The sequence below is a fragment of the Catellatospora sp. NPDC049111 genome, assembly GCF_040648615.1.
Classification (GTDB): Bacteria; Actinomycetota; Actinomycetes; order Mycobacteriales; family Micromonosporaceae; genus Catellatospora; species Catellatospora aurea.
Map to the genome: position 1 here is coordinate 42,691 of NZ_JBEZEB010000043.1, position 11,440 is coordinate 54,130.

Genomic DNA, 11,440 nt, shown 5'->3' on the forward strand with positions numbered 1-11,440 from the left:
GGGTGCTTGCTATGTCAGGCGGAGACGCCGGTGCGGGTACGCCGCATCGATAGCACGTACTCCACCAGCGAGATCAGGACCTGCTTGGTCGACTCGCGGTTGCGCGCGTCGCAGCTGACCACCGGCACGTCCTGGGAGATCGCGAGCGCGTCGCGAACGTCCTGGGCGTTGTGGTACTGCTGCCCGTCGAACTGGTTGATCGCGATCAGGTAGGGCAGCTTGCGGTGTTCGAAGAAGTCGATCGCCGCGAAGCAGTCCGCCAACCTGCGCGTGTCCACCATGACCACCGCGCCGATCGCGCCCCGCACGAGCTCGTCCCACATGAACCAGAACCGGGTCTGGCCAGGCGTGCCGAACAGGTACAGGATCAGGTCGCGATCGATGGAGATACGGCCGAAGTCCATGGCCACCGTGGTGGTGGTCTTGTTGGGAACCGAGCGCGTGTCGTCCACGCCGACGCCGGCCGAAGTCATAATCGCTTCAGTGGTCAGCGGCGTGATCTCCGAAACGGACCCAACCAGCGTCGTCTTACCGACGCCGAAGCCGCCGGCGATGACAATCTTCGCCGATGTCACCCGACCGCCAGGCTGTTGCCCCGGGCGGTGTGACATGTCAGAGCCTCCGAAGTCCACTGAGTACCCTCTCCAGCAGTTCAGTGCCTACCGCGTCGTTACTCTCAAACGACGTCGGCTCGTATACCGCGACCAGGCCGTCTGCCGCCATGTCCGCGATGAGGACACGGGCGACACCGAGCGGCAGCCGCATCCGTGCCGCGATCTCCGCGAGCGACTGCACCTTGCCGTCGCAGAGGGACGCGATGTGTTGGTGTTCCCGCCCGTGGCCGCCGCGACCCGAGGTGCCGGCAGATCGACCGCGTACGGTCGTCTCCACCAGCGCCTCGATCGCGATCTCCAATCGCGGCCGGGTGCGGCCACGGGTCACGGCGTACGGCCGTACCAATGCGCCGGTCGGTTCTTCTCTGTCGGGCATCGTCGCCGTTCACCCCCTTCCCCAGTGCCGTCCCCGGACCCTCCGGGACGGTTGTGCCTCAGCCCAGCACGCCTGCGGCGCTGCGCGGGGCCGGCGTGAGCGCGTCGCCCACCCGGTCCACGAGAAGCGCCATCTCGTACCCGACCTGGCCGACGTCGCAGCTCCGCGAAGCGAGCACCGCGAACGACGAGCCATCCGAGATGGACATCAGGAAAAGGAACCCGTTGTCCATCTCCACGACAGTCTGCAACACCGCGCCACCCTCGAAACAGCGGGCTGCGCCTTGCGTGAGGCTCACCAGACCGGACGAGATGGCAGCCAGCTGGTCGGCGCGGTCCCGGGGAAGATCCCGGGAGGCGGCGAGCAGTAGGCCGTCCGCGGACACCGCGACCGCATGGGCGACGCCCGGCACCCGGTCCGCGAAGTTGGCCAACAGCCAACCAAGATCCTGCGTAGTGGTCATGCCTCCTGCTCCTTGCCAGACTGGCTTCCGGCCTCGGTGGAGCCCGGAATCACATCATCGTCCTTGTGCTGAGTGCGGCCTCGCTGCACCCCGCGGTGATAGGCGGAGAGCAGTCCGCGGACGCCCTCCGGCGTACGGCGCTGCACGGTGGTAGCGCCCTTCTCCACACCGCCGGGGACCAGCTGTGCCATCGGGGTGCGCTTGGGCAGCCCAGCGGCCGTCGATTCCGAGGGTGGGGTGCTGTTGGCGATCGCGCTGGCAGCCGCCCAGCCGTCGTCCGCGGCCGTCTGCCAGCTCGGCCGGTAGGGCGCCGGCACCTCGTATCCGGCGGCCTCACGGCCAGACTGCGTACTCCCCATGCTCACGTCCCTGCTCGGCAGGTCGGAAGCTCCCGCCGCTGTGCTGCTGACCTTCGGTGCACCGTTGCTCCCGTGCCCGTTGCGGTCAACGGCAGGGAACTGTGCGGTGATCGTAGTGTCTTGGGGGACGTTCGCGGGAGGGGCAGTTTTCTCGTCCTGAGCTGGCGTATCGACTGCCGTGCGCCGCGTGCTGAACCAGGCCGACTCCAGCTCCCGGAAGATCGGCAGCTCCATGGTCTCGTCCGCGAACGGGACCCGGGTGTCGACGACCGGGTACTCGGCCGGAACGCGCGGCATCTCTGCCGTCATGTCCGGCATGACCGGGCTCTCGTCACGGCTCACCGGCGGCCAGGCCGGCGGCGCGGCGGACGCGGGAACGTCCACCGGAGCCGCTGAGACGGGCGCTGCCGAGACCGGAACCGCGGAGACCGGGACGGCCGAGATCGGCATGCCAGGGCTCGCGTACGGGCTGCTCGGCGCCTGCGGCGTCGGCACCGCCGGCCCGGCCCAGCTCTGCTGGTTCCAGGACGGGTTGGCGCGCTCCTCCACGGGCGACGACGGCTGCCGCGGGATCTGCGGCTGGTTGAACGCCTCCGGGCGCTCGGCCTCGGCCGGAACCCGCCGCTGCGGCAGCGCCTCGCCGTTGTTGCGGCGGGACGCGTCGGAGCCGTTGACACCGGTCAGGTCCGACCACGCCGGCATGCCGGCCCGCGAGGGCGGCGTGCTGGCGGGGAACTCCGGTGCCGGCGGCGTCGGCGGGGCGTCGAAGAGCCGCCCGCCGCTGCCGCCGCCGTTGACGGGACGGCCGGCGCCGGCCGGGGCGCCCATGCCGGAGCCCGACTCCAGCGCCAGCGGCGCGAAGGAGGACGAGCGCTGCGCGGGAGCCGCCGGAGCCTGCTGGCGCATGTTCGGAGCCGGGGCGAACCCGGGCAGCTCACGCGGTGCCGCGGGGGCGGCGCGTCCACCGGCCAGGGCACGCGGCACCAGGACCGCGGTCGGCAGGGTGACGTCGGCGATGATGCCCCGGTCGGCCGAGAGCCGCAGCTCCGTCTTGACCCCGTGGCGTGCGGCGAGCCGCGCGACCACGACCAGGCCCATCATCCGGGAGACCGCCACGTCCACCTGGGGCGGACTGGCCAGCTTCTCGTTGATCTCGTTGAGCATGTCCGGCGAGATGCCGATGCCGTGGTCCTCGACGTACAGCACGGCGCGGTCGCCGACCCGGCGCGCCTCGACCATGACGGTCGAGTCCGGCGGGGAGAACGCGGTCGCGTTGTCGAAGAGCTCGGCGATGAGGTGCACCAGGTCGTTGACCGCGTGTGCGGCGACCTCGATGTCACGGTCGATGACCCCGAACTCGATCCGGGTGTAGTGCTCGACCTCGGACTGGGCGGCACGGAGCACGTCCAGCAGGGCCGCGGGTTCGCGCTGCACACGGGTGGAGTCGGCGCCGGCGAGCACCAGGAGGTTCTCGTCGTTTCGCCGCATTCGGGTGGCCAGGTGGTCCAGCTGGAAGAGCTCGGCCAGCCGGTCCGGGTCCTCCTCACCGCGCTCGAGGCGGTCCAGGTGACCGATGAGCCGGTCGACCAGGATCTGTGAGCGGCGGGCGAGGTTGACGAACATCGTCGCGACGGACGACCGCAGCGCGGCCTGCTCGGCGGCGGTGCGGACCGCCTCCAGGTGGACCGCGTTGAACGCCTCGGTCACCTGCCCGAACTCGTCCTTGCTGCGCACCGGCAGGGGCTCGGCGATCTGGTTGGCGACCTGCACCGGCGACAGCTGTGACGACAGCGCCGGGTCGCGCAGTCGGGCCACCGCCTGCGGCAGGCCGTACTGGGCGATGCTGAGCGCGCCGTGGCGCAGTTCACGCAGCGACCGCGCCATCGAGCGGGCCACGAGCCAGGCGAAGAGGATCGCCAGCAGCAGCATGCCCAGCAGCAGGCCGGTCTGCACGAGCACCTTCTGCGTGACCTCGTCACGCAGGTCGCTCGCGGTGACCTCGACGTCGGAGTCCAGCTGCGCCTCGACCTTGCGAAGCACGCCGCCGTGGTCGCGCATGCTCTGGTCCCACTCGGCCGCGGAGAAGTTCAGCGAGCTGAGCGACTCGCCCAGCAGGGCCTCGATGTCGGCCTGGAACTTCGACGACTTGCGCAGCGTCGGGCCGGTCACCTGGCTGTTGAACAGGTCCATGTCCGCGTCGCTGGCGACCGACTCGAAGGCGTCGCGCGCCTGCTCCTGGCCTGTCAGCGTGGCGATGAAGTCCTTGCGCAGACCGGTGTTCAGGCCGCCGAGCGCGTACGCCCGGTGCACGATGACGCGCTCCTGGGAGAGGAACTCCTTGTAGGTCGCGATCGCACTGGCCGCGCGCAGGCCGTCACCGAGCTCGCCACCACCGGCGATCTGGGCGGCCTTGTCGCGGATCTGCAGCAGGTAATCGATGATCACCTGGTAGCGCATGGCCGCGTCAGACTGCTTGATCTTGCGGTCCTTCACCTGCTCCCGCACCGAGGGCAGGCTGGACAGGCCCGCATCGATCTGCACGAGCAGGTCGCGGAGGCTGTCGTCGACGTCGACCAGCGCGCCGCGCTGCTGCGCGTACGGCTTCTTGGCCTCGTCGACCAGCTTGCCTGCGTTCTCGTAGGACGCCGGCGGGATGCTGGTCGCGCCAAGCACCATGACGCCTGCCGCGCGCTCGTTCTGGAGGTTGTCGACGAGTGCGCCGGACTCCTTCACCAGCACGGAAAGAATCCGCGTGCGGTCGGCGCCGGTCGCTGTGTCGAGGTTGCCCAACAGACCGTTGGTACCAACGACGATCGTGGCCAAGGTCGGAACGATCATGATCAGGCCCAGCTTGGACCAGATCGGCATGTCCCGGAGCCGGCTCATCGGCCGTCGGAGACGCGAAAGGACCGCGTTGTTCTGCGTTCCTGGCCGCTTGCTCACGTCACCGCCCTCCTGTCGGTACCACCATCGAGATCCGCGAAAGTGCGGATGGCGCGGGGGTCGCGCCGGGCACCGTACACAGTCCATCCCGGCGAGCTTGGGACGGACCCCCGAGATTCCATCACGCCCGGTGAAAAGAGGAAAGCCCAGGCTGCCTGGAATCCGACACCGAATGGGATGCTCATGCAGGCCACCCGCACAGTTCAGCCCGCAGTTTCCTTGGAGTCACGCACGGTGAGTGTCCAAAGCGCCCGAGTTATCCTTCTTGCCGGCCCTTCCGGATCGGGCAAGTCGTACGTAGCGCGCCAGACCGGACTTCCGGTCCTGTGCCTTGATGATTTTTACAAGGAAGGTGCCGACCCGACACTCCCCCGAGTGAATGAGATGGTCGACTGGGAGTCCCCTTTTTCCTGGGACCTGGACGCGGCTATGACGGCGGTCACACAATTGGCCGAGACGGGCCACACCCAGGTGCCCGTGTACGACATCGGCCTCAGTGCCCGGATCGGGACCCGGCCGTTCGAGCTGGCGGGCGCGCCGCTGTTCATCGCCGAGGGCATCTTCGCCGCCGAGATGGTGGATGCGTGCACACAGGCCGGTGTGCTCGCGGACGCGCTCGCGCTGCACCGCCCGCGCACCGTCACGTTCGCCCGGCGGCTGGTGCGCGACCTGGCCGAGAACCGCAAGCCGCCGCTGGTCCTGGTGCGCCGCGGGCTGCGCCTGTGGCGGGAGGACGCTCAGGTGCTGGGCCGGCAGTGCGAGCTGGGCTGCCGGCCCACCACCGCCGCGGCGCTGCACCGCCGCGCGCGGCTGCTGGTCACAGCAGCTTCGCGTAAGCCGGTTTGATCACCTCGTTGATGATCGTCAGGCGCTCGTCGAACGGGATGAACGCGCTCTTCATGGCGTTGATGGTGAACCACTGCAGCTCCGCCCAGCCCCAGCCGAACGCCTCCACCAGCAGCGCCATCTCCCGCGACATCGAGGTGCCGCTCATCAGCCGGTTGTCGGTGTTGACCGTCACCCGGAAGCGCAGGTCGCGCAGCAGCCCGATGGGGTGCTCGGCGATCGAGGCGGCCGCCCCGGTCTGCACGTTCGACGACGGGCACAGCTCCAGCGGCACCCGCTTGTCGCGCACGTACCCGGCCAGCCGGCCCAGCTTGCCGGTGCCCGGCTCGATGTCGTCGACGATGCGCACGCCGTGACCCAGCCGGTCCGCGCCGCACCACTGCAGCGCCTGCCAGATCGAGGGCAGCCCGAACGCCTCGCCCGCGTGGATGGTGAAGTGGAAGTTCTCCCGCTGGAGGTACTCGAACGCGTCCAGGTGCCGGGTGGGCGGGTAGCCGGCCTCCGCCCCCGCGATGTCGAAGCCGACCACGCCCGCGTCGCGGTACGCCGTGGACAGCTCGGCGATCTCCATCGAGCGAGCGGCGTGCCGCATCGCGGTGAGCAGGGTGCCGATCCGGATCGGGCTGCCCGCCGCGGCCGCCTGCTCGCTGCCCTCGGCGAACCCGGCCAGCACCGCCTCCACCACCTCCGGCAGCGTCAGCCCGGCGGTGAGGTGCTGCTCGGGCGCGTACCGCACCTCGGCGTACACCACGCCGTCGGCGGCCAGGTCCAGCGCGCACTCGCGGGCCACCCGGCGCAGCGCCGGGGCGGTCTGCATGACCGCCACCGTGTGCGAGAACGTCTCCAGGTAACGCTCCAGCGAGCCGCTGTCGGCCGCGGAGACGAACCACTCGCCCAGTTCGGCCGGATCGGTGGCGGGCAGCTCGTGCCCGATCTCGGCGGCCAGCTCGACGATGGTGGCCGGGCGCAGGCCGCCGTCGAGGTGGTCGTGCAGCAGTGCCTTGGGCGCCTTCACGATCTCGTCATAGGTCGGAGTCACATGCACCAAGATATTCGGTGTGCTCACCGCCGAGATGACTGACGCGCTGCGCTGCCCGGTCTGCGCCGCCCCCCTCTCCCGCACCCTCACCACCCTGCGCTGCCCCCACAACCACAGCTTCGACCTCAACAAGCACGGCTACGTCACCCTCGGCACCGGCCGCAAGCTCCCCGAAGGCGACACCCCCGCCATGGTCGCCGCCCGCACCGCCTTCCTGTCCACCACCGCCTACCTCCCCCTAGCCACCACCCTCACCGACCTTGTCGATCATGAACTTGGGGGCGTGTTCGACGGCGTGTCGCCACCCCACCGCCGTGATCGCCAAGAGGCGGCCGTTGATCAGCCGCGCAGGGTCGCCGGAACGGGCGGGCAGGAGCGGATCGGCGGGCGACCGCTGGTGGTGGACCTGGGGGCGGGGACGGGGTACTACCTGGCGGCGGTGCTCGACGGCGCGGCGCGGGCGGAAGGGCTGGCGTTCGACGTGAGCAAGGCGGCGCTGCGGCGGGCCGCGAAGGCGCACCCGCGGGCCGGAGCAGTGCTGGCCGACACCTGGGGCACCCTGCCGCTCGCCGACGGCAGCGTCGACGTGCTGCTCAACGTGTTCGCTCCGCGCAACGGCGCGCAGATGCGCCGGGTCTTGAAGCCGGGCGGGCTGCTGATCGTGGTCACCCCGACCGAACGGCACCTCGCGGAACTGCGCGAGCAGCTGGGCCTGCTGAGCGTCGATCCGTCCAAAGCCGAGCGGCTCGCCCTCGAACTGCGCGACTTCGCGCTCGTGGAGGAGCGGCTGCTGGAGTGGCCGCTGGACCTGACCGCCGCCGAGGCGGACGACCTGATCGCCATGGGGCCCAACGCCTTCCACGACCGGGCTCGCGCCACGGGCCCGGTCGCCTGCACAGCGTCCGTCCGAATCGGCCGCTACCGACCCAGTTGAGCGGGTAGACCACTCAACCTGCGGGCCGCCCAGAGCCCGAGGATCGCCCAACCTGTCGGCCACACCGCACCCAAGATCGCTCGACTTGCCAGGCACCTGGGCGAATGCGCGTTCAAGATACGCACAGGTGCCCGGCAAGTCGGATGATCTCGATCGGTCAGACCGAGAGGTCGACCTCTTCCCAGCCGCCGGGCGGGTCGTGGAACTCGCCGAGGAACACCGACGACCACTCCAGCGCCCAGCGGCGCTGGCCGATCGCGTTGGCATTCAGCTCACCGGGCACCGGCAGCCCCTGGCGCTCCAGCTCCTGGAACGACCAGTCGAGGCAGTAGTGCAGGTCGAGCGCGGCCGCGACGACCGTGGGGTCGCGCGGCGCGGCCAGGATGCGTGCCTTCCAGGCGGTGAAGGTCTCGCCCCCGTGCAGGTCGGGCAGCGACTCCATCAACCGCGGCGGCGTCAGCAGCGGGTCGAGGGTCTTGATGACGCCGAGCACCCAGCAGATCCCGGCGAGCGCGTCCAGGTGCAGCACGAACGACTGCCGGTCGCCGAGTTCGTCGACGATCCAGGCCCACTCCGGCTCGGTCACGTCCGGGATGAGGGCGTTGGCGTCGAGCCACTTCTCTGCCTCCGCGGGCGGCATGCCGAAGACACGCTCCAGCGCCACGTGCAGGATCGCCGCGCGGGCCTCCAGCTCGCCGGTGGGGCGCAGCTCGACGGTGTCCCCCGGTTCCCATACCAGCGGGTAGCTGTCCGGGGGCAGCGGCACGCCCAGCCGGGTCAGCTCCTGGAAGCTGGCGGCACGCACGGCAAGGGGGTCCGGTGCGGGCAGTGCCACGTGATCAGCCGATCCGATCGATGATCAGCGGGCGTACGGGTGCCGGCCCGTCCCCGACGACGACGGCCGACGCGGCGTCGACCCTGGCCACCGGCAACCGCGACGGGTCGTCGGTACGCAGCTCGTACAGCACGTCCCCGGCGGCCACCCGGTCTCCGGGGCGCTTGTGCAGCACCACGCCGGCGGCGGCGCTGACAGGGTCCTCCTTGCGGGCCCGGCCGGCCCCGAGCCGCCAGGCCGCCAGGCCGAGGCCGAGCGCGTCGACCGACGCCACAGTCCCGGAACGTTCCGCCCGGACCTGCTCGATCTCGTTGGCGACCGGCAGCGGCGCGTCGGGGTCGCCGCCCTGGGCGCGGATCATCGCCCGCCAGGAGTCCATGGCCCGGCCGTCGTGCAGCGCGTCGGCCGGGTCGACGTCGGACAGCCCGGCGGCCGACAGCATCTCGCGCGCCAGCGCCAAGGTCAGCTCGACCACGTCGGCGGGGCCGCCACCGGCGAGCACGTTCAGCGACTCCTGCACCTCCACGGCGTTGCCGATGGTCAGGCCGAGCGGGGTGTTCATGTCGGTGAGCAGGGCGACCGTGTCGACGCCGTGCGCCCGGCCCAGCTCGACCATGGTGCGGGCCAGCTCGCGGGCGTCCTCCACCGACTTCATGAAGGCGCCGGTGCCGACCTTCACGTCGAGCACCAGCGCGCCGGTGCCCTCGGCGATCTTCTTGCTCATGATGGAGCTGGCGATCAGCGGGATCGCCTCGACGGTCCCGGTGACGTCGCGCAGGGCGTACAGCTTGCGGTCAGCCGGGGCGAGCCCGGTGCCGGCCTGGCAGATCACCGCGCCGACGTCGCGCAGTTGGGAGATGAACTCCTCGTTGCTCAGCGCGGCCCGCCAGCCGGGAATCGACTCCAGCTTGTCCAGCGTCCCGCCGGTGTGCCCGAGCCCGCGGCCGGACAGCTGCGGCACGGCCGCACCGCAGGCCGCCACGAGCGGGGTCAGCGGCAGCGTGATCTTGTCACCGACGCCGCCGGTGGAGTGCTTGTCCACGGTCGGCCGGGAGACCTGCGACAGGTCCAGCCGCTCCCCGGAGGCGATCATCGCGGCGGTCCACCGGGCGATCTCCCGGTCGGTCATGCCGCGCAGCAGGATCGCCATGGCCAGCGCCGACATCTGCTCGTCGGCGACATGACCCCGGGTGTACGCGTCGACGACCCAGTCGATCTGCTCGTCGCCGAGTTCCCCACCGTCCCGCTTGGCCCGGATGACGTCCACAGCCGCGAAACTCATGAACCATTACCTCCGTTGACAGCTTCCAGTTCGGCCAGGCCGAACCCGTGCGGGAGCAGTTCCGCCATGGTCAGCGGGCCGCCCTCGGCGTCGATCAGCATGCGCGGGCCGCCCTGTTCCCAGAGCAGCTGGCGGCAGCGCCCGCAGGGCAGCAGCGGGTCGCCGTCGCCGTTCACGCATGCCATCGCGACCAGCTTGCCGCCTCCGGTGGCGTGCAGCTGCGACACCATGCCGCACTCGGCGCACAGCACCACGCCGTACGCGGCGTTCTCGACGTTGCAGCCGACGACCACCCGGCCGTCGTCGACCAGGCCCGCGGCGCCCACCGGGAACTTCGAGTAGGGCGCGTACGCCCGGTGCATGACCTCCACCGCGGCGATCCGCAGCTTCTCCCAGTCGACGTCCATGACCGTTCCTTTCCGCTCGCCCGAAACGCGTGGCGCCCGAGCGGGCGCCACGCAAGATCGGACCATCCAGCCTAGCCGTCAGCCCTTGACGTAGGGCTTGCCGTCGGCGGCGGGCGCGCGGACGCGTCCCACCAGACCGGCCACCGCGAAGATCGTCGCGAGGTACGGCAGCATGCTCAGGAACTGGCTCGGGATGGGGCTGCTGATGCTGTTCAGGAAGCCGGTCAGCGCCCCGAAGAAGCCGAAGAACAGCGACGCGAAGAACGCGCCGACCGGGTGCCACCGCCCGAAGATCATGGCTGCCAGCGCGATGAAGCCCGCGCCGCTGACCATGTACTTGCTGAACCCGGTGGTGGACAGCATCGAGAAGTACGCCCCGCCGAACCCGGCCACCAGGCCCGCGAGCAGCACGTTCGCGTACCGCAGCCCGAGCACCCGGATGCCGACGGTGTCCGCCGCGGCCGGGTGCTCGCCGACGGCGCGGGTACGCAGGCCCCAGCGGGTCCGGAACAGCGCGATCGTGATCACGACGACCGCGATCAGCGAGCCGTAGCTGAAGATGTTGCCGTTGAACAGCGCCGGACCGATGATCGGGATCTCGGACAGCACCGGGATCGGCCAGCTCGGCACCTTGCCCGGGAAGTTGTACGCGTCCGTGTCCGGCCGCATCACCTGCTCGTAGAAGAACGCGGTGAGGCCGCCGGCGAACACGTTCAGCACGATGCCGACGACCACCTGGTCCACCAGGTACTTGATGGCGAACACGGCCAGGATCGCCGACAGCAGCGCGCCGCCGACCGCGGCCGCCACCAGGCCCAGCCAGAAGTTGCCGGTGAGCGTGCCGAACAGCGCCCCGAAGAACGCGCCGGTGAGCAGCTGCCCCTCGATCGCCACGTTGACCACACCGCTGCGCTCACACAGCACGCCGCCGAGCGAACCGAAGATCAGCGGGATGGCGGCGGTGAAGGTCGCCGCGGCGATGAAGCCCAACGGCATGGTGTGCGACACCGGCGACACCGACATCTGCCAGCACAGCGCCGAGATGATGAAGCCCATCAGGGCGACGCCGGTCAGCACGCCGAAGTATCGGCCGGTGACCAGCATCGCGACCCCGGCCGCGAGCGCGACCAGCCCGAAGAAGATCGCGCCGAACGTGCCCGGGATGTCGAACCCGGCCCCGTCCACGGTCTCGCCGAGCGCGAAGCGCGCGTTCTCCGAGCCGGCCAGCGCACCGAACACGATCGTGGCCAGCAGGCCCAGGACGATCATGACTGCGCCGGTCTTGCGGGTGCGGGTCCAGTAGGCCTCCGGCACCGCCAGCTCGACGCTCATCGTGGAGGTA

General features: G+C 70.6%; 10 protein-coding genes and 1 pseudogene. 2 read left to right on the forward strand and 9 right to left on the reverse strand.

Annotated features, from left to right (window positions below; translation table 11 throughout):
* Nucleotides 1-14: 14 nt before the first annotated feature.
* From AB0B66_RS35895 to AB0B66_RS35910, 4 genes are read right to left on the reverse strand one after another with little or no spacing between them, the layout of a single operon-like run.
* Nucleotides 15-611: an ATP/GTP-binding protein gene (locus AB0B66_RS35895; protein WP_203698195.1), complete on the reverse strand. Its 597-nt coding sequence runs from the start codon at nucleotides 609-611 to the stop codon at nucleotides 15-17.
* Nucleotide 612: 1 nt separating this feature from the next.
* The gene (locus AB0B66_RS35900) at nucleotides 613-990 is read right to left on the reverse strand and encodes a DUF742 domain-containing protein (protein ID WP_120318038.1); all 378 of its coding nucleotides are present in this window, start codon (nucleotides 988-990) and stop codon (nucleotides 613-615) included.
* 58 nt (nucleotides 991-1,048) lie between these two features.
* Complete coding sequence (locus AB0B66_RS35905; RefSeq protein WP_120318037.1) at nucleotides 1,049-1,453, reverse strand: roadblock/LC7 domain-containing protein; 405 nt, start codon at nucleotides 1,451-1,453, stop codon at nucleotides 1,049-1,051.
* The gene (locus tag AB0B66_RS35910) at nucleotides 1,450-4,680 is read right to left on the reverse strand and encodes a nitrate- and nitrite sensing domain-containing protein (RefSeq protein ID WP_360538485.1); all 3,231 of its coding nucleotides are present in this window, start codon (nucleotides 4,678-4,680) and stop codon (nucleotides 1,450-1,452) included. Before AB0B66_RS35910 ends, AB0B66_RS35905 begins: the two co-directional genes overlap by 4 nt.
* 504 nt (nucleotides 4,681-5,184) lie before the next feature.
* On the opposite strand from AB0B66_RS35910, the gene AB0B66_RS35915 reads away from it, so the two are divergent.
* Nucleotides 5,185-5,601: a hypothetical protein gene (locus AB0B66_RS35915; protein WP_360538487.1), complete on the forward strand. Its 417-nt coding sequence runs from the start codon at nucleotides 5,185-5,187 to the stop codon at nucleotides 5,599-5,601.
* Here AB0B66_RS35915 and AB0B66_RS35920 read toward each other — a convergent pair.
* On the reverse strand, nucleotides 5,573-6,640 hold the full coding sequence (locus AB0B66_RS35920; protein WP_360538489.1) for an adenosine deaminase: 1,068 nt from the start codon (nucleotides 6,638-6,640) through the stop codon (nucleotides 5,573-5,575). The genes AB0B66_RS35915 and AB0B66_RS35920 overlap by 29 nt on opposite strands.
* A gap of 34 nt (nucleotides 6,641-6,674) precedes the next feature.
* Here AB0B66_RS35920 and AB0B66_RS35925 point away from each other — a divergent pair, with 34 nt between their 5' ends.
* Nucleotides 6,675-7,574, forward strand: a complete 900-nt coding sequence (locus tag AB0B66_RS35925) for a putative RNA methyltransferase (RefSeq protein ID WP_360538535.1) — start codon at nucleotides 6,675-6,677, stop codon at nucleotides 7,572-7,574.
* 157 nt (nucleotides 7,575-7,731) lie between these two features.
* Here AB0B66_RS35925 and AB0B66_RS35930 read toward each other — a convergent pair whose 3' ends face one another.
* The 4 genes and pseudogenes from AB0B66_RS35930 to AB0B66_RS35945 all read right to left on the reverse strand — a co-directional run bounded on the left by AB0B66_RS35930 (nucleotide 7,732) and on the right by AB0B66_RS35945 (nucleotide 11,430).
* Entirely contained in the window at nucleotides 7,732-8,409 is a 678-nt protein-coding gene (locus AB0B66_RS35930) for a DUF4272 domain-containing protein (protein WP_360538491.1), read from the reverse strand.
* 4 nt (nucleotides 8,410-8,413) lie between these two features.
* The gene (locus AB0B66_RS35935; RefSeq protein ID WP_360538493.1) at nucleotides 8,414-9,691 is read right to left on the reverse strand and encodes a thymidine phosphorylase; all 1,278 of its coding nucleotides are present in this window, start codon (nucleotides 9,689-9,691) and stop codon (nucleotides 8,414-8,416) included.
* 11 nt (nucleotides 9,692-9,702) lie between these two features.
* Nucleotides 9,703-10,098: pseudogene (locus tag AB0B66_RS35940) on the reverse strand (cytidine deaminase); the annotation flags it as partial.
* A 78-nt stretch (nucleotides 10,099-10,176) separates the two neighbouring features.
* A complete protein-coding gene (locus AB0B66_RS35945; RefSeq protein WP_360538537.1) occupies nucleotides 10,177-11,430 on the reverse strand; it encodes an ABC transporter permease in 1,254 nt (417 codons plus the stop codon).
* Nucleotides 11,431-11,440 lie beyond the last annotated feature (10 nt).

What these genes read in the sequence shown, in the direction of transcription:
- AB0B66_RS35895 (WP_203698195.1), bottom strand. Translation starts at nt 611, where the DNA reads ATGTCACACCGCCCGGGGCAACAGCCTGGCGGTCGGGTGACATCGGCG.
- AB0B66_RS35900 (WP_120318038.1), bottom strand. Translation starts at nt 990, where the DNA reads ATGCCCGACAGAGAAGAACCGACCGGCGCATTGGTACGGCCGTACGCC.
- AB0B66_RS35905 (WP_120318037.1), bottom strand. Translation starts at nt 1,453, where the DNA reads ATGACCACTACGCAGGATCTTGGTTGGCTGTTGGCCAACTTCGCGGAC.
- AB0B66_RS35910 (WP_360538485.1), bottom strand. Translation starts at nt 4,680, where the DNA reads ATGCCGATCTGGTCCAAGCTGGGCCTGATCATGATCGTTCCGACCTTG.
- AB0B66_RS35915 (WP_360538487.1), top strand. Translation starts at nt 5,185, where the DNA reads ATGACGGCGGTCACACAATTGGCCGAGACGGGCCACACCCAGGTGCCC.
- AB0B66_RS35925 (WP_360538535.1), top strand. Translation starts at nt 6,675, where the DNA reads ATGACTGACGCGCTGCGCTGCCCGGTCTGCGCCGCCCCCCTCTCCCGC.
- AB0B66_RS35935 (WP_360538493.1), bottom strand. Translation starts at nt 9,691, where the DNA reads ATGAGTTTCGCGGCTGTGGACGTCATCCGGGCCAAGCGGGACGGTGGG.
- AB0B66_RS35945 (WP_360538537.1), bottom strand. Translation starts at nt 11,430, where the DNA reads ATGAGCGTCGAGCTGGCGGTGCCGGAGGCCTACTGGACCCGCACCCGC.